Below are 22157 nucleotides of genomic sequence, written 5' to 3'. Positions count from 1 at the left end.
CGACGTGCGGCTTTTCGTGACAGACGAGACGGGCGACGACCTGACCGAGTTGACGTCGGGTGGCGGGCCCGTGGTGCGGTTCACCGCGCCCGACCTGCAGCGCGCCCAGCGCGATGCGGCCCGTCTGCGCGCCGGCGGCGGTGACGTCGCGGTCATCCTCGACCTCGCCGTTGCGGTGCCGGGGGACTTCCGTTCGGGCGGCGATGACGAGACGGTCCGCTACGCGGGCACGGTCGACGGTCTGACCGGGCTGATCGCCGACATCGACTCGGCCGACGTCGCCGACGGCGTCACGTTGATCCCGGCGGCCGGCTGGCCCCGCCAGGACCTGCGTCGGCTCGGGCACGACGTGCTCCGCCGGCTGGCCACCCGCGTGCAGGCCAGCGCCTGACCGACTGATCCAATCCTTGGATTAGTCGGCACCAAATCGGTCTTGGACATGAATCGGTTGGGGCCATACGGCGACGCCGGTCATGTCGACGCGGCGTGCGCGGCCGCGGCGGAGGCGTTCCGGTCCATCGCGACCACGTCGGAACAGCGCGCGCAGTTCCACTAGTGGTCGATGAACCTCATTCGCGGGCGAGCGGTTCAAAACCGGCCGCCAGCGCCTTGACGCGGTAGCGCGCCATGAGGTCGCGGTAGGCAACCTCGCTGCCCTGCGCGCGCGCTACCAGCGCCTGCAGCCGTAACAACGGGATCGCGTGCAGGACGAAACCGGGTTCGGTAGGTACTGCCGTCAACCGGTCGATGGCAGCCTGCGCCTCCCGCAGGTCGCCATCGGCGCCGCGATCCAGCAGCGCCTCGACCAGAATCGTGGTCGCGACCCCGCGCAAGAACATTGCGCCCCTGTCGAACATGTCGTCAATGGCCGCCCGGGCGAGCTCGATGGCACCGTCGACGTCGCCGTTTCGTGCCCTCTCCCTGGCGATCTCGGGGTCGACAATCGCCAGCGCATTCATCGTGAACCCCTTCGCCAGTGCCGAGTCCCGCGCCCGGGTGAGCAGTTTGAAGCCCTCTTCCCGGTGCGGATCGTCTTGGCGGACGAGGACCAGTCCCCGCGTGAGCTGTGCCGCTGCCAGGGTGTACTCGTCGCTGGTTTGCTCGGCCACACGCAGGGCTTCGGCGGTTTCGCATAAGGCAACTGCGTCGGCGACCAGCGCGCCGACGGGTATCGCGACGATGTACTTGTAGAAGATCGCAGAAACGAGATTCCGCGGAGCGAGCGGGGCAGCCATCGCGATGGCCGCGTCGGCATCGGATCGCCAGCCGTCGATACCCAGGCACAGTCGAATCAGGCAGCGCATCCGAGTCGCGTGCACCAGCGGTGAGCCGAAGAGCTTGTCACCCATCGTGAGATCGCCCTCCGCCAGGTCGATGACACGTTGGGCCAAGCCCAGAGCTTCGGTCATCTCACCGACCTCGGACTTGGCGTAGATGGCCGCTATGAGCAGATTGACGGTCAGTGGGGACTCTCCGAGTGCCTCGACCAGCGCGGTCAACTCCGAGGCTAAGCGTGACGCCTCGACAAGACGTTGATGCCCCGCCAGCGCCATGACCAGCCCGGACATGCCAATCGCGAGCGATACCTTGTCGCCCTTCGCCTCGCAGAGCTCGCGCAGTTCGTCGAAACCGGTGTCGGCGACCTTGCCACCGGCCATCCACATGCTGCCGCAGAGCCGGGTGCGAGGCGCTATCTGCATCGCTAGCCGGTCGGGCTCGTCAGCGGGCAGCCTGTCGGCGACCATTCGAGCCCGCTGCCAACTCGCTCGGGCCGCGCCGAGGTCGCGGTCGGTCAACCATCCCGCCGCGCGCATGTGCCAACCGAACGCTCCACGTTGGTCGCCCGCCGCCTCCAGGTGCGTCGCGATGAGCGCAGCGTTCTCGTGCGTTCCCGTTGGCTGGCGCCGCTCGATCACGCCGGCCAACTGCTGATGCAGTTGCGCCCGTTCCGATTTCAGTTGTGATTCATAGGCCACCGTGCGGATCAGCGGGTGTCTGAACGCGTACTCGGCAGCAGGGGAATCGAGCGCATCGATCAGCTCGGCGTCCATCAACTCCCCAAGCATGGAGTCACTGCGCACTTCGGCGAGCAGCTCCGCATTGAACCTAGACCCGACGACCGCCGCGGCGTTCAGTGTCTGCTTCGCGCGTGCACCAAGGCGGTCGATGCGCGCGGCGATGGTGGCCTGTACGGTCGCGGGCACGCTGACTTCCGCAGCGTCGTGGCGGCACTCATACTCGCCGCGGTGACCCTCGAGAATGTTTCGTTCGACGAGGTCGCGCACGATCTCCTCGGTAAAGAACGGGTTCCCGGCGGCACGTTCGGCAATCTGCGTCGCGAGTTCGGCGGTCGAGGGGTGCCTGCCGACCAGCAGCGCGGTCAACGCCGACCCGTGTGAACCATCAAGCGGGGCAAGCTCAATCACCTCAGCTCCCGTAATGTGGCTGAGTGTGCCCCGATATTCGGGACGGTGGGTGATCAGGACGAGCGCCGACGTTCCGGAAACCGTTGCGACGAAGTCGACGAGCATCGATTCGCTGACCTCGTCGATCCAGTGCACGTCCTCGATCACGTACACCGCGGGAGCGCTTGCCGCGACCGCTTTCTCGACCAACTGTGTCAGCCGCCGGCGTCGCGCCTCCGGATCGACAGCCGGCAACCCGCAGGCGGCGTCACGAATGCCCAGCAGATCGTCGAGCAGAACCAGGTCCTCAGCGTCGGAGTCGGGCAGCCGAACTCGTACCCGCTCCCGCGCGGCTTCTACGTCGAGCTCGTCGACCCCGAAGACTGCCCGCAGGAGCCCCGAGACCGTGTGAAACGGAATTCTTCCGCTATGGGACTGACAAAACGTGGAGAACACCGCAGTACCGCGGTCTGCGGCGACGGTGGTTACCTCTCCCGTCAGCCGGCTCTTGCCGATGCCGGCAGGCCCGACCACAGACACCATCCGTCCGGCACCCCGGATGGAGTCATCGAGCAACCCAGTGAGCCAGTTCATTTCCCGCTCGCGCCCTATGAGTGTCGTCTCATGGCGGTCCTTGAGCGTGCGCTCCTTGACGCCGAGAAGTCGACACGCCGACACGGGTTCGTCAGTGCCCTTGATCCGCACGAGCTCCGAATCGCCCAGCACCGCGGCACCCCGCACCAACCGCGCAGTCGCCTCGCTCAGCATGACACCGCCGGGAGGGGCGACGGATTCCATGCGTTGGGCGAAGCCCACTTGGTCTCCCACCGCGGTATACCTCGTCGGGCTGATCTCACCCGCGATCACCTGGCCGGAGTTGATGCCGATGCGAAGCTGGAGAACCACTCCGTCGCGGCGCATCACGGCGACGGCGAGTGGTTCCGCCGCGCGTTGAAGGTCGAGCGCGGCCACACAGGCACGAAATGCGTGGTCCTCCAACGCCGTCGGCGCGCCGAACAATGCCATGATGCCGTCACCGGTGTAGCTGTTCAGACTTCCGCCGCTGCGCTCGACGACGTCAGCTGACCGGCTGACCAACTCGGTCATGATTTCTCGCAGTCGCTCCGGACCGACGCGGGCGGCGATATCCATCGACCGGACCACGTCGGCGAACAGAATCGTGACCTGCTTGTACTCGGCCAATGAGGGGTCCGCGCCCGTCGGCGCGCCACATCCATCGCAGAACCGGGCACCGGCTCGCAGTCCTAGGCCGCAGGCCCGGCACGACTGTGGTGCCTCCATCAGACCTCCGCGTGATCCGGTCGGGACTACCCGAGTGATGCGGCTTCAGTCTGACGGGTGTTGCGTTCCGACAGGCAAGATTCCAGGGCGATATCACCCTTGGACCTTCACTGTTGATCCGAACATGGCCTCAGCCCGAGGTGAGCAGGCTCGGAAGGCGGTGTTAGCCGCGGTCCTCCCGGCCGCGATATTCCAGCGACTTGAACTCGAACCATCCTGCCTCGCGGGCGCGCTCGAGGTGTTCGAGTCGGCGATCAATCCTGCCGGCGAAGATGGCAGGCAACGTCGAGAGGCGTTCGCGGACTTCAGCTTCGGTCAGCTGGCGCCCGACCCGCCAGACCCGCTCGTGCTTGTAGTAGGTGTCCAATGTGACGAAGTGCAGCGCATCGATCGTGCGGACGGTTTCCTCCCAATTGGCGATCGCGAGGATGACCAAGTCGTACTGCTCGAATTGGTAACCACGGTCATAGAGGGCCGGGTCGCGCTCCATGGGACTATGCCTCGTGACCTGGAGTGGTCGGCCGGTCTCCTTGTTGACGATGACGCCGGTGAAGAGATCGCTGCGCTTGGCTATGCACGGGAAGAACCAGCCTTCGTTGAGTTCACGGGCATCGCCGAGGACCACGTCGTCGGAATCGAATGCCGCCTTGCCCAGCTCGCGGGCCCGAGCCTCATCGATCATGCTGCGGGATTGTAGCTCTCGGATGGGCGAGCAGCCGGATCTAGTTCGAGGCGGTGACCGGGATCGGGACCGGGGTGACGAGCTGCCCCGACTCCAGGAAGCCGTCCAGGTTGCGCAGCGTCAATTGCTCCATCGCGTCCCGGGTCTCGACGGTCCCGCTGCCGACGTGGGGCAGCAGCACCACGTTGTCCAGCGACAGCAGCGCCTCGGGCACGTTGGGCTCGTCGGAGAACACGTCCAGGCCCGCCCCTGCCAGCCGCCCGGCCGTCAGCGCCTCGACCAACGCGTCCTCGTCAACCACGCTGCCGCGTGCGATGTTGATCAGATACCCGTCGGCACCGAGCGCGTCGAGCACCTCTCGGCCGACCAACTGCCGCGAGCCCGAACCGCCCGCCGCGGCTACGATCAGCACCTCGACGCTACGGGCCAACTCCGCAGGCGAGGCCACGTACTCATACGGCGAACCGTGGACGACACGTCGATTGTGATACGTGATCGTGCATCCAAATGAGCTGAGCCGCTTCGCGATTGCGCTACCGATCCGACCCAGCCCGATGATCCCGACCCGGGTGTTGCTCACCTGCCGGGTCAGCGGGTAGTTGCCCGTGACTGGCCAACGGCCCGCGCGCACGTAGCGGTCGGCGGCCGAGAACTGACGCATCACGTCGATCATCAGACCGACCGCGGTATCGGCCACGCAGTCGGTCAGGACGTCGGGGGTGTTGCTCACTCCGATCCCGCGCGCCGCGGCGGCGTCGACGTCGGTGGTGTCGTAGCCGACGCCGAAGTTCACCACGGCACCCAGGCGCGGCAGCGCCGTCATCAACGCGGCGTCGACTCCGCTGCGCCCGGACGTCACCACGGCGGTGATGTCGCCCCCGTGCAACGACAGGAACTTCTCGCGCGCCGCGGACTCCTCGGGCAGCACGTACGCGGCATAACTCTCGGCAAGCGTCTGTGCCAGTGACGGTTTCAGCGGTCCGACCTGCAACACGGTCCGGACCTCGTTGGCGCGGTGTTCGGTGCTCATGATGCTCACCACGGTACGGCGACCTGCGAATACCCGTCCAACCCCGAAATAGCATCAACTCATGCCCAACCTGCATGGCTCGCCGATTCCCGGCGCCAGCACGGCATCTGCGACCGTGGCCGGTGGTCGAGTGCCCCGTTTCAGCGCGATCGACGTCTGGTATCGCTACCCGGCGGCGCGCGGCGAAACGCTGCGCAACCTCATTGGTCGGTGATGGATAGCTGAACATTCGAGAGCGGGAAGTAATCACACGACTTGCGCGGTTCTGGACGTCTATTCGCGGTAACCAGCATTACCAGTGGCCGCTGTGAAACGCATCGAACGCGGTCGTCGGCCGGCAATGTTTGCCCGTGTGGATTCTCCTGCTGCGAACCGAGCGGCCAGCAGCTATTCTTCCTTAGTGCGCCTAATTGCCAGGCGCGAAGCTTACGAACTGCTGAAAATTTCGCCTGCGCAACGAAGTGCGGATAGATTCACCACAGAATCAACGATGTTGCCCACGGGTCCGACAGCGATCGGACGGGCAAAGGCTCCGGTCAGGGAGCGCGGCTTTCAGGGGACACGACGACTAAACACATAGAGGACCAGTACGAATGACCCAAGACGCCATCGAAACCAGCGCGGGAGCGCCGCAGGAATCGGCGAGCCCTCCCCGCCGCAAGCGGGTGCGCATCATCGGACTGGACGGTGTGCGCGGGCTGCTGTGTCTAATGATTGCCGTCACGCACGTGACGACGCATTACTCGCCCAAAACCGCGGCAACCTGGCAGACCGGTCTCTTCGGATTCTCCCTCGTGTACTTCTTCGTACTGAGTGGCTTTCTGCTGTTTTTGCCGTATGTCCGCAATCTCATCGATGAGCGTTCCGGGATGCCCGACGTCACGGATTACGTCGTGCATCGGTTCGCCAGGATCGTTCCGTGCTATTTGGTGATCTTCCTGTTCGTCAACTACGTCCTGCAGATTGCGTACATCCAGAACCCGGCCATTCAGCCGGTCGGCACCGACGACGGCACCGGCATGATCACCGATCCGGGTCAGCTGATCGCCAACCTCACGCTGATGCAGACGTACTTTCCCGCCTACATTCAGACGGGCATCAACCCGTCGTGGTCGCTCACGCTGGAGTATGCCTTCTACGCGTCGCTGCCGCTGCTGGGCTTCCTCCTGTTCAGATTGCGCAAACGGTCGACGAGAAATCCGTTCGTGCTGGCCGCGCTCGCACCGCTGATCCTGCTTGCCATCGGGTTCGTGGGCCGGTCGCTGATGCCTCTGGTGTTTGCGCACTCGAGCACCACCGACTTCATCCTGCTCAACTGGGGTCCGAACTGGGCCGCGGTGTTCGCGAAGAGCTTCCTGACCAACGCTGACAACTTCGCTCTCGGCATGCTCGCCGCGATCGTGTTCGTTGCACTCGAGCACGGTGCCCTGCCGGAGCGCATCGCCAAGCGGGTTCGGATGCTCAGTGCGGTGGCGATCCTGCCGGTGTTCCTGGTGTCCGGGGTGCTGCTCGTCGTTGCGAATCAGTACGCGACGATGGGCGTCAGCGTCGTCGCCGCGTTGATGATCCTCGTCATCGTGGCCCCGCTAGGACGTGGGCAGAAGACCAAGCTGGCGGTGTGGCTCGACATCCGCCCGATTCGGTATGTCGGAGAGGTCTCCCTGTCCGCCTATCTCTGGCACTTCCCGATGCTTCTCCTACTGGGCCGGCTCGGCTGGATGGCGGGCGACACCCTGCCGGGAATGCTGCGCAACATCGTGCTGCTTCTCACCTGCACGATCCTCGCGGCCACCGTCACCTATTACCTCGTCGAGAAACCGGGGATGAACTACGCGAAGCGCCTGCGCGCCAAGAAGAAGGCGAGCGTCCCGACCGACCCGAAGCCCGCACCCGCGCCCGTCGCTCAGGAAAGCGCCTCGTAGATCAGCGTGGTGTAGAGCGCGGTGCGTTCCGATCCCTCGATGCCAGCACCCATCTTGTTCATCACGTAGGCGGTGGTCATCCGGCGATCGGGATTGATCGTCTCCCATGAGCCGCCCCACCCGCCCCAGAAGCAGATCTTCTCGTCCGGGATGTAGGGGATGGACTCCAGCTTGGGCAAGCCGAATCCGAGGCCCCACCGAACCGGATGCATCGCCAACACCAGATCCGGTCCGTCGCACTGCACCTCGAAGATCTTCTCGATGGTCTCCGGCCGGAGTAGCCGAACACCATCGACGCTGCCGCCCAACGAGATCGCCGAGAGTATCCGGGCCAGTGCGCGCGCGTTGGTGTGGCCGTTCGCCGCCCCGATGTCGGCCGCCCGCCACGCGTCGGTATTGGCCACCGTGGGGTCCGGCGCGGGGTTGGTGAACGTCTTCAACATCTGCTCGGTCCACTGATCGATCGGCGGGATGCCCTCCATCGGGTCCGGGGCGGGGATGATCTCCGCGATGCGCGCGGAGTAACCGGGCGCGGCGCCGATCTGGAAGTCCGCGCCGAGCGGTCCTGCGATCTCGTCGGCGACGAACTGCTTCAGCGTCATGCCCGTGACGCGGCGCAGTACCTCGCCGATGAGGTGCCCGTGGGTCAGCGCGTGATAGCCCGAGGCGGTGCCCGGCTCCCACCACGGCGCCTGTGCGGCGAGCGCGGACGTCGACTTCTCCCAGTCGTACAAGTCCTCGACGACGACTGGCTGCTCCCACCCGGAGAGCCCCGACGTGTGCGATAGCAAGTGACGAAACTCGATGTGCTCCTTGCCGTTCGTGCCGAACTCCGGCCAGACGCTGGCGACGGGGGTGTCGGACTCGACGAGGCCGCGATCGATCAGCATCAGGCCGGCAAGGGCGGTCACGGTCTTGGTCGACGACCAGACGTTGACGATGGTGTCGGCCGTCCACGGCTTCGTCTTCGCAGCGTCGGCGTATCCGCCCCAGATGTCGACGACGGTCTCGCCGTCGATGTCGATGGCGATGGCGGCGCCACTTTCCTCTCCGTCGGCGATGGCTTGGCCGAGCGCGTCGGCGACTTTGTCGAAGCGGGCATCGCAGTGCCCTTGAACGTCGTTGGTCACGACCCCATCATGCGTCGGACGTTGCTCGCCGCGTGGCCTCTTGGGCGGTTGGACCGCCATCACCTGGCCAGCAGCACGACCGTGCTCCGCGGATTGGCGATGTAGAGGCCGGGTGGATCGATCTGCACTTCCGCCCCAGCCGTCGTGAAGTCCTCGCCCGCCTCGAGGCTGGTGTCGATGGCCCGAAACCATCTGCTGCCGGCAGCCAGCGGCGGAAGGCTGATCCACTTCGACTCGTAATGGGCGTTGAGGATGACGTACAGGCGGGACGCGTCGACCGTCGAACCGTCCTCGGCCGTGTCCAGCTGGCAGCACAACGTCCGCAGCTCCGAGTCGTTCCAGTTTGGCGCGCCCAGGTTGGGACCGAACCAGGTCAGGTCGGGAACCCCGTCGCCGTCCAGATCCTGGCCGAGAAGGAACCTGCGCCGCTGCAGCACCGGGAAGCGCTGCGTGAATGCGATCAGCTTGCGCACGAAGTCGACCTGATCTTGGTTGCGCTGCACCAGATTCCAGTCGAACCAGCTGATCTCGTTGTCCTGGCAGTAGGCGTTGTTGTTGCCTCGTTGCGTGCGCGCGAACTCGTCGCCGCCCAGAATCATCGGCGTGCCCGAGGACAGCAGCAGTTCGCAGAAGAAGTTCTTCATCTGCCGCCTGCGCAGGGAGAGCACCGCCGGATCGTCGGTCTCGCCTTCGGCACCGCAGTTCCAAGAGTTGTTGTCGCTGGAGCCGTCCTGGTTGTGTGCCCCGTTGGCGTCGTTGTGCTTCTGGTCGTAGGAGACCAGATCGTGCAGGGTGAAGCCGTCGTGACAGGTGACGAGGTTGACGCTGTTGTACGCCGACCGGCCGTCGTCGCCGTAGAGATCGGCGGAACCCGTGATGCGCGACCCGAGATCGGCGAGCTGTGCGGCGTCACCCTTCGTGAAGCGGCGCACGGTGTCTCGGAACCTGCCGTTCCATTCGGACCAGTCGACGGGGAAGTTGCCGACCTGGTAGGTACCGATGTCCCACGGCTCGGCGATCAGGATCGTGCGGTGCCGGTTCAGGACCGGATCCTGGGCCACCGCGTCGAAGAACGCCGCTGACGCGTTGAACCCTCCACTTTCATCGCGTCCGAGCACCGAGGCCAGGTCGAAGCGGAAGCCGTCCACCCCCATCGCTTCGACCCAGTAGCGCAGTGAGTCCATGGCCAGCCGGATCACCGCGGGACTGTCGAAGCGCAGGCTGTTGCCGCAGCCCGTGTAGTTCATGTAGTAGCGCGCAGGCGCTTCGGCAGGCCCGGTCAGGCTGTAGTACGACGGATTGTCCAGGCCGCGAAGCGACATGGTCGGGCCCATCTCGTTGCCCTCGCCGCTGTGGTTGTAGACGACGTCGAGGATGACCAAGATGCCAGCGCGGTGCAGTTCGCGGACCAGGGTCTTGAATTCGGTGACTTGGCAACCCGGCGATGTGCCTGCCGCATAAGACGATTCAGGGGCGAAGAACCCGATCGAGTTGTATCCCCAGTAGTTGGTCAGCCCCCTGTCGTGCAGGAAGTCGTCGACGTAGTACTCGTGCACCGGAAGGAGCTCGACCGCATTGACGCCCAACCCCTTGAGGTAGGGGATCTTCTCGATGAACCCCAGATAGCTGCCAGGGCTTCCGACCGACGACGAGGGATGCGCGGTGAATCCCTTGACGTGTATCTCGTAGATGATCAGCTTTTCCAGATCGAGGTCGGGTGACGTCGTTCCCTGCCAGTCGAAGTCGTCGTCGACCACGACCGCCTTGGGCACGATCGAGGAGTTGTCGCGGGCATCGGCCGCCAGGTCTGCCTGCCCGGAGCCCGGGTCGTAGGCGAGAAGGAGGTTGTCGGTGTTGCGGAACTTTCCCGTCACCGCCTTGGCGTACGGATCGAGCAACAGCTTGGCGTCGTTGAACCGCAGGCCCCACTCTGGCTTGTAGTCGCCACGCATCTTGTAGCCGTAGAGCTGACCCGGCCGCACACCGCGAACGAATGCGTGCCAGACGAATTTGTCTCGGCGCGTCAACTCGATGACGTCCGTCGGGTCGCCGTCGGCGCTGTCGAACAGCAGAAGATACGCCGCCGTGGCGTTCCGCGAATACACCGCGAAGTTCACCCCTTCGGGCGAAGGGGTGGCGCCGAGCGGGAACGACGAGCCCTCGTCGATGACCTTCGTCGTGTCGTGTGCGAGTGGTCCAGACATTCGCCCTCCAAGCGCCGGATTTCAGACACCAAGTTGACCAGCGACCCAACAGTGGAAAGTCTATGGGTCAGGCGTGGCGCGCTGCTTCTTGGGCGAGTTGGGTGCGGGTGGTGACGCCGAGCTTGGCGAAGACGTGCGCGAGATGGGACTGCACGGTGCGCGCCGAGACGAACAATCGGCCGGCGACGTCCTTGTTGGTCAACCCCTCGGCGACCAGGCCGACGACGTCGAGTTCGGCCGGAGTCAGCGACGCCCAGCCGCTGGACGGGCGCTTGCGTTCCCCGCGCCCACGCTGGGCGTAGCCGATGGCCTCCTCGATCGACAACGCCGCACCCTCGGCCCAGGCGGCGTCGAAATCGCCTTTTTCCAGTGCTTCTCGTACTACAGCAACCGATGACTCATACCAGGCATCGTGGACCTTGAACCGGACCATTCCGGTGGTGAGCCGGGCCGACTCGGCAGCGCCGAAGAGTCTTACCGCTTCGCTGCCATTGCCTCCCGTTGCGGTCACGCCGGCCAGGCATTCCAAAAGATCGGGAACGCAGACGAACGCCCCGATGTCGGCTGCCCGTGAGATCGCTTGGTGAAGGTCGCGTTCCGCGGCACCCGGCTCGTTACTTGCGATTTCGACTCGGGCGCGAACCGCCAGTGACTGCGGAAGGTGCCATCCGGTGGCCAGGGCGATCGACTCGTCTGCCCAACGGCGGGCTGTGTCGAGGTCGCCCTCAACGAGCGCCGCGATCCCTCCGTTGAAGGCCCGTTGGACCACCGCCAACTGTGGCTGGATGGCTAGGTACTCCCAGGCCGCTTCACTCTCGTCACGCGCCACGGCGACGTCGCCGTCGGCCAAGGCTGCGAGCGACAACACCGCGTGGCCAAGGCCGACGAAGTACTCGGAGACGCTGGCACCGACGTCCTGGGCCCTGCGGGCGGCTGATCGCGCCGCGCTGACTTCGCAACGGAAGGCCAGGGCCGTGCCGAGCCCTGCGATCATGGCTGGCGTGAGCATGGCGTCGTGATTGGCTTCGGCATCGGCGACGACGTCCTCGAACCCGGCAACGGCATCCGCGGTTTCGCCACGGATCAGCTGGCCCCAGGCAAGATAGAACCGGCATTCGCGGGCCGCCGCGGCGTCGCCGATCGCCTCGGCCAGTTCGCGGCCTTCGGCTGCGGCGTTCTGCGCCGTGATCGGATCGCCGGTGACGATGGCGGCGCCCGCCAGTCTGGTCAGGAGTTGACTCAATCGCCACCGATCGTTGAGTGCTCGAGCAAGCTCCAGGGCTTCAGTGAAGTACAGGTGTGCTGATTCACTGTCGTAGCCAGCGCCGACGGCGAATATGCAGGCCGTCAACGCGCGCAGCAGCAAGGCTGGGTCGTCCTGGCCCCGGGCAATGGCAAGGGACCGCTGTGCCTGTTCGGAGCTGGCGTTGCCGTCCGACCAGATGTCGAGGATGGCCTTGTCGGCAAGTGCCCGAGCCCGGATGGTGGATGAAACCCCTTGCTCGGGATCGGCATTGAGTGCCGCTGCAAACCAGCCCGAGCCTTCGCGGAGATGCCCGCGGGTGTACCACATCGGTTGCAGGGACGACGTCAATGTCAGTGCGAATTCGGTGTTGGCGGTCTCGAGGCTCCATCCGAACGCCGCACGGAGGTTGGCGAGCTCGGATTCGGCCCGACCCAAGTGGTTTTCGTAGTCGGTGTCTGCGGGGGTGTCGAGCACGGCGGCCAGTGCGGCGTAGTGGTCCCGATGCCGATCGCGTACGGCTGCGGCGTCGCCCGCTTCTCCAAGTTTCTCCAACGCGTACTGACGCACGGTCTCCAGCAGCCGGTAACGGGTCCCGTGTGGGCTGTCTTCGGCGACGACCAGTGACTTCTCGACGAGCAGCGTGAGCTGATCGAGCACCTGGTAGCGCTCTGTAGTGTCGGCCCCTGCGACCGCATGCGCGGCGTCGAGATCGAATCCACCGACGAAGACGGCCAACCTCCGGAAAATGATTCGCTCGTTGTCGGACAGCAGAGCGTGCGACCAGTCCACCGACGCACGCAGGGTCTGTTGGCGGCGTACGACGGTGCGCGCTCCGCCGGTCAGCAGGCGAAACCGATCGTGAAGGCTGTCAACGATGTCGGTGACCGACAGGGCGCGGATGCGGGCCGCGGCCAGCTCGATGGCAAGGGGGAGGCCGTCGAGGCGGTGGCAGATCTCGGTGACGGCATCGACGTTGTCGGACCCGACGCGGAAGTCTGGCCGAGTTTGGCGGGCGCGATCGTCAAACAGCTCGATGGCCTCGTCGGCCAGGGCGAGTGACGGCACCCCCCACGTCACTTCCCCTGCCACGCCAAGGGGTTCGCGGCTGGTCGTCAAGAGCGCCAAACCCGGGCAACTACCGAGCAATTCGGCGATCAGGCCGGCGCTTGACTCGATCAGATGCTCACAGTTGTCGAGCACCATGAACAGTTCGCGGGCGCTCAGAAACCGCGCAAGCGTGTCCATCGTCGAGTGGCCGGGTTGATCCGTCAGGCCCAGCGATCGCGCCACCGTCGTCGGGACCAACTCGGGCACCGAGATCGGGGCCAAGTCGACATACCAAGCGCCATCGGCAAAGTCGCTTGCCACTTGGCTCGCCAGCTGAACGGCCAGTCGGGTCTTGCCAGTGCCGCCCACGCCGGTCAACGTGACGAGCCGGTTGGCAGTCAGCAACTGCCGGACCTCCCCGAGCTCCTTCTGACGTCCGATGAAGCTGGTGAGTTGGGCGGGAAAATTGTGGCTGGCAACCACATTGGTGGTGCGCAGTGGCGGAAAGTCGTTGGTTAGGTCCGGGTGACACAGCTGGATGACGCGTTCGGGGCGGGGTAGGTCCCGCAGCGGATGGGTGCCCAGGTCGGTCAAGGTGACGTCGGGATGGAGCTGGTCGACGACCAGTGGCTCGACGGCGCCAGAGAGCACGGTCTGGCCGCCGTGGGCCAGATCGCGTAGACGTGCGGTGCGGTTGATCGTGGGGCCGATGTAATTGCCCTCGTCGCGCAGCCGGATCTCCCCGGTGTGCAGGCCGATGCGCAGCTTGATGGGTGCGAGCGGAGCCCGCTGAAGGTCCAGCGCGCAGGCAACTGCGTCGGAGGCGCGGGCGAACGCGATGACGAAGCTGTCGCCCTCGCCGTGTTCGACGGGCCGCACCCCGCCGTGGGCGGCGACCGCTTCGGATAGGGTCTCATCGAGTCGGGCGACGGCGTCCGTCATGACGTCGGGTTGCGTCTCCCACAGCCGTGTCGAGCCCTCGACGTCAGCCAGCAGCAGCGTCACCGTCCCCGTCGGCAAGTCGCTCACGGCCCCACCCCAGTTCAGCGACGATTCCTCGGCCGCCGCATCAGTATCGATCATGGTATCCAGCCTGAGGTGCCCAGGAGCCTGGAACATCAGCCAATATGCCGACGAATCCGCCGGGGCTGACGTGGACATATAGGCCATCGAGGGGCGGCAAGTTGGGCAACGTGGCCGATGGTGCGACGAGGTTTTCGCCGGATAGTCGGATTCATCCGATTCCAAGGAGGCCATCACCATGACCACTTCCACGACCGCTTCGACCGAGCACCCGAGCGTCTTCGATGCCGCGCTGCCCACCGTCGACTACGGCGACTGGCTGGACCGCGAGGCGGCCCACCAGTCAATTCGCGAGGCGCGCCAACACGCTCCGATCGCGTTCGGTCCATACGGACCCGAAGTACTCGACTACGACCTGGTGCGCACGATGTTGCGCGACTCCCGGTTCGCGATCCCGCAGGGGATCGCTTTGGTGGTCCAGGGCATCACGTCGGGACCGGTCTGGGACCGGGTCGGCAAGTTGCTCATCAGCCTCGACGGGGAGGAGCACCACCGGCTACGCCGACTGGTCGCGAAGGCGTTCACCCCACGCGCGGCCGAGCGGATGCGCAACGCGTGCGTCGACGTCATCAGCGGACTCGTTGACCCGGTCGCCGAGGTGGGCAACTGCGACTTCGTCGCCGACGTCGCCAACCACTATCCGATTCCGATCATCTGCGCGCTGCTCGGCGCGCCCCGCGAGGATTGGCAGCTGTTCTCCCAGTGGGCGACCGATATCAGCAAGGCGTTCGGCTGCAGCGTCACCGAACACGAGTCCGCCATTCTTCGCGCATGGGACGCGCTCGACGGCTATCTCGAGGGCCTGATCGAACGTCGCAGGCACTCGCTAACCGACGACCTGATTTCCGACCTCATCCGCGTCGAAGATGATGGCGAGCACCTCAGCCACGACGAAATGCGCAACCTCGCGCTGATCCTGCTCAACGCCGGAACCGACACCACTCGAAATCAATTGGCTGCGGCGGTGCAGGTCTTCTGCGACCATCCGGACCAGTGGGCGCTGTTGGCCGAGCGGCCCGAGCTTGCGCCGAAAGCGGTCGAAGAGGTGATGCGCCACTCGCCGATCATCTTCAGTACGCTGCGGAAGGCTACGGAGGACGTCGAGCTGGGTGAGGTCTTGATCCCGGCCGGTGCGTATGTGATCGGCAGTACCGCGGCCGCCAACCGTGACCCGGCGGTCTACGACGACCCGGAGCGCTTCCACATCAGCCGTGACGATCCGCCGGCGATGCTCACGTTCGGTGGGGGAGTGCACTACTGCCTCGGGGCGCACCTGTCCCGAATCGAAATGGCGGAGGCCTTGAAGGTCCTGGCGCGCCGGATGCCCAACCTGCGTCGCACCGGTCCGGCCCCGTGGAAGCCGATCACCGACATCGCCGGCCCGACAACGCTTCCCATCGAGTTCGCCGCGGGACATTGAGAGGTCAGTGCGACGTGCCTATGACCTCAATGCGACAGGTTGGCCCGTGCGCACGGGCGAGGCGAGCGTCCAGTGTCAACAGCGTTGCGTCGAATGCCTCGGCCAAGGCGACGTAGAACGCATCCCATCCCCGCACCGAATCGCGTAGTTGCCAGACCCGGTCCAGGAGATACCGGTGGCCGAAACGTTCACCGGGCCAGTCGCGCAGATCGGCAACCGCCTGCCCTGCGGCGGTGCCGTCCAACCTTCCTCGCAGATGCTGGGCCCGTATCACTCCGAGAACTTCGACGTCGATGACGTGGGGCGCCGCCTGGTCGGCATCAGCGGCCAGACGGGCGGCAATCTGCCCGGACCGCGGTGTGTCCGCGACTACCTCGAACAGGCACGACGCGTCAACGACCAGCATCAGGCCACTCGCCGCGCCACTCGTCGAGGGTGGCGAGAACCTCGGGGGTGGACACCGTGGAGGGCCGTCGGCCGATCCGTGACAGCCATTGAGTGACCGACGGGCGGCCCGCGAGGCGGGCCGCTTCGCGGCGCAGCAGTTCGGGCACGGTGATGCCCTCCTCAGCGGCGCGGCGCACCAAACCGGCATAGACGTCGTCGTCGATGTCGCGAATCTGAACCGTCTTAGGCATAGTTGCACCTTATCATGCAAGAACGCATGTGCCCCTGCGCAGTCGACGGAACTGAGCTGGTCGCGGTAAGCCTTCGACGCGGGTCGTTGAGCGCCTCACGTAGTCCGGGTCGTTGCCATCTGGGCCAATTGCACGCGGGAGGTCAGTCCGAGTTTGGCGTAGACGTGGGTGAGGTGAGCCTGCACGGTGCGCGGTGAGACGAACAGCCGCGCCGCGATGTCCTTGTTGCCCAGGCCTTCACAGACGAGTTTGACGACGTCGAGTTCGGCCGGGGTCAGCGAATCCCAACCGGTCGAGGCGCGCTTGCCCGATCACCCTTCCCGTCGAGTTCGACGCGGTGAGCTGACGGTCAGGCGCTGACGTCCCAGTTGTGCTGGATCTGGCGGACGCCGTCGGGGGTGAGCCTGCCGAACAGCCGCAGCCGCGCCATGCCGCCGTCGGGGTGGATGTCGAGCCGGGCAGCGGTGACGGGGCGGTCGTCGTCGATCAGGAACCGGTGCCGGGTGTCGGGCTGCAACTCGGTGGTCGGCAACAGTTCGAACCAGTCGCCATCACCGTCGCGCCCGGACAGCCGGGCCAGGCCTGGCGCGTTGCCGATGAAGTACGAGGTGTCGAACTCGGCGGCGGTCAGCACGCCCTGGCTCGCCAAATGCACCTGTACCCAATCGTTTCCGGTGTCGCGCCGACGTGACGTCTCCCAGCCCTCGCCCATCGTCCTGGCCGAGCCGGGCAGCAGCAGGTTGTTCGGTGAGCCGTAGAACATGTTGGAGCAGGCCGTGATCCGGCCGCCGTTCTCCAGTGCGGCGAGGTCGATCGGCAGCCCGTCGGCGAACCGCGGGTCCAGCAGACCCTCACCGTGCACCCGGAACCGGGCGATCCCGCCGTCGGGGTACATCGACAGCCGGACATGCGACCAGCGTCGCTCGGAGTCGACCTTGAACGGGTTGCGGGTGTCGCCGTTGACCGGACTGCGCTCGACGATCGTCGTCCACTGTGCCTTGTCCACCAGCTCCTCGACCGACGGATAGCCGGGCAGGTACGCCGCCTCGACCGAGACCTGCGGAGGATAGTTGCCGGTGAACCAGGCGGTGTCGACCACGACGCCGCGCACGATGCCCGGCACGCCGAGCCGGACGATCACCGAGTCGTGGGAGTCCGCCGTGGCCCCGCGCCGCCGCCGGGTCTCCCACCCGTCGTACACCTGGCCCTTGTGCCCGAAGGTGGCCGGCCGGAATTCGGCAGGCGCCGGCTTGATCAGGTTCTCCTTCTCGGCGAACAGATCGTCGTTGGCCCACAACACCGCCCCACCCGAGGGCCGGGCAGCCAGATCGGGCAGCGACAGGAAGTGCGAATGCGCGCGGTTGCGCTCTGAAGGGGTGGTGCTCACTCAGACGAGCCTAAGCGAGCATGGCGCGGTTACCAGTTGTGGTAGCCGCCTTCGGGTCCCAACATGCGCTCGAGGCGGGTCCGGTTGATCTTGGCCAGCTCGTTGCGGACCACCTTGCGCTCGGTCTCGACGTCGTTGTGCATGCGGTCGGAGACCGTGCCAAGCACGTCGGATGCCCGCAGGCCGCCGATGAACATGACGAACCCGAAGCCGAACCTGCCCGCGTACCCGGTTGCGGCCGCCGAGAGTCCGGCCATCACCTCGGCGTCGTCATCCCAGACCGAGCACTGCTCGGCCTGGGACTTCGTGCTGCGAGGCCGACGGCCCACGTGGGGGCAGGCCTCCAGGATCTGGTCGACCGTGGCCTCGGACAGCGCGAAGAGCATTGAATCGGCGCGACGGAACAACGCATCGTGGTCGTCGTAGGCACGGCCGCGGGCGAGGTCACGGGCCAGCACCATGCTGTTGCAGCATTCGTAGAGCGCGTGCACCGCCTTGCGTTCCGGCAACGCGTTGAACGCGTCCAGCCCGATCCCCTGATGCAACAGCACACCGTCATCTTCGAAGCCAGAAGACACGTGCGCGTTACCACGTGTTACGGCCGTGCTAAATCAGTGACTTGTGGTCTTGAACCGTTCGATCGACCGCAGCACCTCGGCCTCGGCCTCCGCACGGCCCGTCCAGTCCGCGGCCTTCACGAACTTGTTCGGCTCCAGGTCCTTGTAGTGCACGAAGAAGTGCTTGATCGCCTCGAGTTCGAACGTCGGCACGTCACCGAGCTCATTGACGTGATTCCAGCGCACGTCGCCCGCGGGCACGCAGAGCACCTTGTCGTCACCGCCTGCCTCGTCGGTCATCTGGAACATGGCGACGGGGCGAGCCTCCACGATGGCGCCGGGGAACACCGACTCCGGCAGCAGGACCAGCGCGTCCAACGGGTCGCCGTCCTCGCCGAGGGTGTTCTCGATGAACCCGTAGTCGGCGGGATAGCCCATCGAGGTGTAGAGGTACCGGTCGAGCTTGACCCGGCCGGTGTCGTGATCCACCTCGTACTTGTTGCGCGAACCCTTCGGGATCTCAATGACGACGTCGAACTCCACCGCCGCGGCTCCTTCGCATCTACTGGGGCATCTGGGGGTCGTCGGGTGACGACGCGGGGTCAACCCTAAACGAGCGATACGCTGCACTAGCGGGTTGCTCCCGGCAGCCCACTTCGGAGAAAGCGTCCCAGGAGACTCATGCGGCCCGCTCGGTGGCGTCGATCCACTCACGTGGTGATCGGCGTCGCGGTGATGCTCGTCGCAGCCGCGGTGGTCGCCGTGGCCGCCGTCGTCACCTCGGGTGGCCGTCCCACCAGCGAAGCCAAGGCCGTCAAGCCGCAGCCCACGCCCGCGATCGCCGATCCGGGCGTCACCCCGCTGGCGGACTCGGCTCCCAAGCCCACGCCGGACAAGCTCGCCGCGACCCTCGCGCCGTTCGTCGCCGACCCCAACCTGGGCGCCCTCACCGGCCGCGTCACCGACGCGATGACCGGGGCGCAACTGTGGGCGCAGGGTGCAGGCATCCCCATGCAGCCTGCGTCGGTCAACAAGTTGCTCACCACCGCCGCCGCGCTGCTCACCCTCGACCGCAACGCACGGCTTACCACCACGGTGCTCACCGACCCGGACACGCCGGGGCTGATCATTCTCAAGGGTGGCGGGGACCCCACATTGTCGGCGGCGGCGCCGGCCACGCCGACGTGGTACCGCGACGCCGCGCGGATCAGCGATCTGGTCGATCAGGTGAAGCAAGAGCGGGTCGCCGTCACGGCCGTCAAGGTCGACGCGAGCGCCTTCAGCGGGCCGACCATGGCGCCGGGGTGGGATCCGCTGGACATGCTGAACGGCGACATCGCGCCGATGGAGTCGGTGATGCTCGACGCAGGCCGCACCCAGCCGGTCAGCGTCGACTCGCGGCGGTCGGCCACACCCGCGCTCGACGCAGGCCGTGCGCTGGCCGTGTCGTTCGGCGTGGATCCCGCGTCCGTCACCTTCCTGCCCTCACCCGCGGCAGGGGCGAAGAAGATCGCGTCGGTGCAGTCGCCGCCGCTGATGGAACGGCTGCGAGAGATGATGAACGCCTCGGACAACGTGATGGCCGAGTCGGTCGGCAGGGAGGTCGCCGCCGCCACCAACCGGCCGCAGAGCTTCAGCGGCGCCGTGCAGGCCGTGCTTGGTCATCTCGACGACGCGGGGATCGACACCGCCGGTGCGACGCTGGTCGACTCCAGCGGACTGTCGGTGGACGACAGGCTGACCGCCGAGACGCTCGACGAGGTGATCAACGCCGCCGCGGGCAACGAGACGCCCGAACTGCGCCCCCTGGTGGATCTGCTGCCGATCGCCGGTGGCAGCGGCACGCTGTCCAACCGCTACCTCGACACCGACGCAGGCCGGGCGGCCGCGGGCTTCCTGAGGGCCAAGACCGGCTCGCTGACCGGGACGAACTCGCTGGTGGGCATCGTCACCGACGCCAGCGGCCGCGTCCTGACGTTCGCCCTCATGTCCAACAATGCCGGACCTACTGGCCGCACCGCGATCGACGCGCTCGCCGCGACCCTGCGCTCTTGCGGGTGCGGCTCGTGAGCCCGTCTGAGACGCCGACCGTCGGGCGCACCGTCGACTGGGGCTTCGCGGCCACCGTCGGCACCAAGCTGGTCCGGTCCGCACCACCGGTCACCGACTACACCCGACGCCAGGCCATCGAGCAGCTGGCGGAATCCTCTCGCCGGGCCGAACTGCCGGTGCGCGACGTGACCGGGCTCAGCGAGGGCGCTGCCGTCGGGGAGGCCCGCATCATCGATCGCGGCGAATGGGTGCGTGCGGCAACGGAATCGATGCGCGTGATGACCGGTGGTGATGAGGGCAAGTCGAGCGGTTTCATCAGTGGCCGCATCACCGGCGCGCAGACGGGCGCCGTGCTGGCCTTCATCTCGTCGGGCATCCTCGGCCAGTACGACCCGTTCGCGGCGAACGGCGGTGAGCTACTTCTGGTGTACCCCAACGTGATCGCCGTCGAGCGCCAACTGCGCGTCTCGCCAGCCGACTTCCGGCTCTGGGTCTGCCTGCACGAGGTGACCCACCGGGTTCAGTTCAAGTCGAACCCGTGGCTGGCCGAGCACATGGCTCGATGCCTGGCCGTGCTCACCGACGACGCGGACCAGGAGGTCGGCCAGGTCGTCAGCAGGCTCGGCGAGTTGATCCGCGTCCGTCGCAACGGCGCCGAGAACGGCACCACAGAACCGAATTCCGAAGGCGTGCTTGGCCTTCTGCGGGCTATCCAGTCGGAGCCCCAGCGCAAGGCGCTCGACCAGTTGTTGGTGCTCGGCACCCTTCTGGAGGGACACGCCGACCACGTGATGGACGCCGTCGGACCCGCCGTGGTGCCGTCGGTGGCCACCATCCGGCGCAGGTTCAACGAGCGGCGCCAGCACAGGCAACCGCCCCTGCAGCGCGTCGTCCGGGCGCTGCTCGGCTTCGACGCCAAGCTCAGCCAGTACACGCGCGGCAAGGCCTTCGTCGACCATGTGGTCGCAGGCGTGGGCATGGCGAAGTTCAACACCGTGTGGTCGAGCCCCGAAACCCTGCCACTGCCAACCGAAGTCGACGAACCGCAACGATGGATCGACAGGGTTCTGTAGCGACGCTGCGCAGGGCGGTCGCCGAGGTCGCCCATGCTCACCTCCCCGACGGGCGGTGGTGCGTCGCGCTGTCGGGGGGCGCGGACTCCCTGGCGCTCACCGCCGCCGCCGCGGGGCTTCGTCCCACTACGGCGCTCATCGTCGACCACGGACTGCAGGCCGGATCGGATCGCGTCGCGGCGACCGCCCGCGAGCATGCGTTGAGCATGGGTTGCGTTGACGCCCAGGTGCTTTCCGTCGAGGTCGGCACCTCGGGTGGCCCCGAAGCCGCTGCCAGGGTGGCCCGATACGCGGTGCTCGACGCCGCCCGCGACGGCGCACCGGTATTGCTCGCACACACACTGGACGACCAGGCCGAGACGGTGCTGCTTGGACTCGGCCGCGGCTCGGGGGCCAGGTCGATCGCCGGGATGCGGTCATGGGATCCGCCGTGGTGCCGGCCGCTGCTGGGTGTGCGACGCGCACTCACGCACGCCGCATGCGCGGAATTGGGGGTCACGCCGTGGCAGGACCCACACAACGTCGATCCCCGGTTCACCCGCGCGCGGCTGCGCGCCGAGGTGCTGCCGCTGCTGGAGGACGTGCTCGGCGGCGGGGTGGCCGAGGCGCTGGCCCGCACGGCCGCCGCGTTGCGCGAGGACACCGACGCCCTCGACGACCAGGCTGCGCACGCATCGGCGGCGGTGGCCGCCGAGGATGGCCCCGCTGCGGCCAGGCTGGCCGAACTGCCCGCCGCCGTCCGGCGCAGGGTGATCAGGGCGTGGCTGCTGAGCAGCGGCGCGAGCGACCTCACCGACGTCCAGATCCGCGGCGTCGACCGCCTCGTCACCGACTGGCGTGGGCAGGGCGGGGTCGCAGTCGGCTCCCCGCTGCGCCAAGAGCGGTTGTTCGCGGGCCGCCGCGGTGGGGTGTTGATCACCTACCGAGAGCAGGTCTGAGCCGGCCGGTTCACACGCCGTATTGGTCGCGGACACGCGGA

At 66.6% G+C, this 22157-nt stretch carries 19 protein-coding genes and 1 pseudogene; 8 read left to right on the top strand and 12 right to left on the bottom strand.

Annotated features, from left to right (window positions below):
* The first annotated feature begins 16 nt into the window (after nucleotides 1-16).
* Nucleotides 17-391 carry a hypothetical protein gene (locus QOC69_RS12190; protein WP_526439724.1) on the top strand — a complete coding sequence of 125 codons (375 nt, stop codon included), beginning with the start codon at nucleotides 17-19 and terminating at the stop codon, nucleotides 389-391.
* Nucleotides 392-433: 42 nt separating this feature from the next.
* Nucleotides 434-556: a hypothetical protein gene (locus QOC69_RS12185; protein ID WP_526439747.1), complete on the top strand. Its 123-nt coding sequence runs from the start codon at nucleotides 434-436 to the stop codon at nucleotides 554-556.
* A gap of 13 nt (nucleotides 557-569) precedes the next feature.
* On the opposite strand, the gene QOC69_RS12180 is transcribed toward QOC69_RS12185, so the two are convergent.
* From QOC69_RS12180 to QOC69_RS12170, 3 genes are all read right to left on the bottom strand, one after another.
* Nucleotides 570-3707: an ATP-binding protein gene (locus QOC69_RS12180; RefSeq protein WP_526439722.1), complete on the bottom strand. Its 3138-nt coding sequence runs from the start codon at nucleotides 3705-3707 to the stop codon at nucleotides 570-572.
* 163 nt (nucleotides 3708-3870) lie between these two features.
* A complete protein-coding gene (locus QOC69_RS12175) occupies nucleotides 3871-4389 on the bottom strand; it encodes a hypothetical protein (protein ID WP_526439720.1) in 519 nt (172 codons plus the stop codon).
* A 40-nt stretch (nucleotides 4390-4429) separates the two neighbouring features.
* Nucleotides 4430-5419, bottom strand: a complete 990-nt coding sequence (locus QOC69_RS12170; RefSeq protein ID WP_526439718.1) for a 2-hydroxyacid dehydrogenase — start codon at nucleotides 5417-5419, stop codon at nucleotides 4430-4432.
* Between the two features lie 61 nt (nucleotides 5420-5480).
* Between QOC69_RS12170 and QOC69_RS12165 the strand changes: the two genes are divergently transcribed.
* Together QOC69_RS12165 and QOC69_RS12160 are read left to right on the top strand one after the other, a co-directional pair.
* Nucleotides 5481-5633, top strand: a complete 153-nt coding sequence (locus QOC69_RS12165) for a hypothetical protein (RefSeq protein ID WP_526439716.1) — start codon at nucleotides 5481-5483, stop codon at nucleotides 5631-5633.
* Between the two features lie 379 nt (nucleotides 5634-6012).
* Nucleotides 6013-7341 carry an acyltransferase family protein gene (locus QOC69_RS12160; RefSeq protein ID WP_526439714.1) on the top strand — a complete coding sequence of 443 codons (1329 nt, stop codon included), beginning with the start codon at nucleotides 6013-6015 and terminating at the stop codon, nucleotides 7339-7341.
* Here the strand turns inward: QOC69_RS12160 and QOC69_RS12155 are convergent.
* The 3 genes from QOC69_RS12155 to QOC69_RS12145 form a co-directional block, all read right to left on the bottom strand.
* Nucleotides 7323-8471, bottom strand: a complete 1149-nt coding sequence (locus QOC69_RS12155) for a serine hydrolase domain-containing protein (RefSeq protein WP_526439712.1) — start codon at nucleotides 8469-8471, stop codon at nucleotides 7323-7325. The genes QOC69_RS12160 and QOC69_RS12155 overlap by 19 nt on opposite strands.
* Before the next feature lie 59 nt (nucleotides 8472-8530).
* Nucleotides 8531-10675 (bottom strand): glycogen debranching protein GlgX, encoded by a 2145-nt coding sequence (gene glgX, locus QOC69_RS12150; protein ID WP_526439710.1) that lies wholly within the window; start codon nucleotides 10673-10675, stop codon nucleotides 8531-8533.
* A gap of 67 nt (nucleotides 10676-10742) precedes the next feature.
* A complete protein-coding gene (locus tag QOC69_RS12145) occupies nucleotides 10743-14051 on the bottom strand; it encodes a helix-turn-helix transcriptional regulator (RefSeq protein ID WP_526439708.1) in 3309 nt (1102 codons plus the stop codon).
* 178 nt (nucleotides 14052-14229) lie between these two features.
* On the opposite strand from QOC69_RS12145, the gene QOC69_RS12140 reads away from it, so the two are divergent.
* A complete protein-coding gene (locus QOC69_RS12140) occupies nucleotides 14230-15471 on the top strand; it encodes a cytochrome P450 (protein ID WP_526439706.1) in 1242 nt (413 codons plus the stop codon).
* Between the two features lie 4 nt (nucleotides 15472-15475).
* Here QOC69_RS12140 and QOC69_RS12135 read toward each other — a convergent pair whose 3' ends face one another.
* The 6 genes and pseudogenes from QOC69_RS12135 to QOC69_RS12110 all read right to left on the bottom strand — a co-directional run bounded on the left by QOC69_RS12135 (nucleotide 15476) and on the right by QOC69_RS12110 (nucleotide 18596).
* Nucleotides 15476-15877, bottom strand: a complete 402-nt coding sequence (locus tag QOC69_RS12135) for a type II toxin-antitoxin system VapC family toxin (protein ID WP_526439704.1) — start codon at nucleotides 15875-15877, stop codon at nucleotides 15476-15478.
* A complete protein-coding gene (locus QOC69_RS12130) occupies nucleotides 15864-16109 on the bottom strand; it encodes a hypothetical protein (protein ID WP_526439702.1) in 246 nt (81 codons plus the stop codon). Before QOC69_RS12130 ends, QOC69_RS12135 begins: the two co-directional genes overlap by 14 nt.
* A gap of 95 nt (nucleotides 16110-16204) precedes the next feature.
* Nucleotides 16205-16414, bottom strand: a pseudogene (locus QOC69_RS12125) (response regulator transcription factor); the annotation flags it as partial.
* 44 nt (nucleotides 16415-16458) lie between these two features.
* On the bottom strand, nucleotides 16459-17496 hold the full coding sequence (gene alc, locus QOC69_RS12120) for an allantoicase (protein ID WP_526439700.1): 1038 nt from the start codon (nucleotides 17494-17496) through the stop codon (nucleotides 16459-16461).
* Nucleotides 17497-17525: 29 nt separating this feature from the next.
* A complete protein-coding gene (locus QOC69_RS12115) occupies nucleotides 17526-18047 on the bottom strand; it encodes a 2-oxo-4-hydroxy-4-carboxy-5-ureidoimidazoline decarboxylase (protein ID WP_526439698.1) in 522 nt (173 codons plus the stop codon).
* Between the two features lie 60 nt (nucleotides 18048-18107).
* A complete protein-coding gene (locus QOC69_RS12110; RefSeq protein WP_526439696.1) occupies nucleotides 18108-18596 on the bottom strand; it encodes an inorganic diphosphatase in 489 nt (162 codons plus the stop codon).
* Nucleotides 18597-18734: 138 nt separating this feature from the next.
* Between QOC69_RS12110 and dacB the strand changes: the two genes are divergently transcribed.
* From dacB to tilS, 3 genes are read left to right on the top strand one after another with little or no spacing between them, the layout of a single operon-like run.
* Entirely contained in the window at nucleotides 18735-20123 is a 1389-nt protein-coding gene (gene dacB, locus QOC69_RS12105) for a D-alanyl-D-alanine carboxypeptidase/D-alanyl-D-alanine endopeptidase (protein WP_526439694.1), read from the top strand.
* Nucleotides 20120-21178 (top strand): Rv3626c family coenzyme F420 biosynthesis-associated protein, encoded by a 1059-nt coding sequence (locus QOC69_RS12100; RefSeq protein WP_526439692.1) that lies wholly within the window; start codon nucleotides 20120-20122, stop codon nucleotides 21176-21178. The genes dacB and QOC69_RS12100 overlap by 4 nt, the downstream gene beginning before the upstream one ends.
* Nucleotides 21157-22116, top strand: coding sequence for a tRNA lysidine(34) synthetase TilS (gene tilS / locus QOC69_RS12095; protein ID WP_526439690.1), 960 nt, complete (start codon nucleotides 21157-21159; stop codon nucleotides 22114-22116). The genes QOC69_RS12100 and tilS overlap by 22 nt, the downstream gene beginning before the upstream one ends.
* Nucleotides 22117-22157: the final 41 nt, after the last annotated feature.

This window comes from Mycobacterium sp. (assembly GCF_032162105.1).
Lineage (GTDB): Bacteria > Actinomycetota > Actinomycetes > Mycobacteriales > Mycobacteriaceae > Mycobacterium.
The sequence above is the reverse complement of the archived record's forward strand: the minus strand, read 5'-3'. Positions and strand labels throughout refer to the sequence as shown.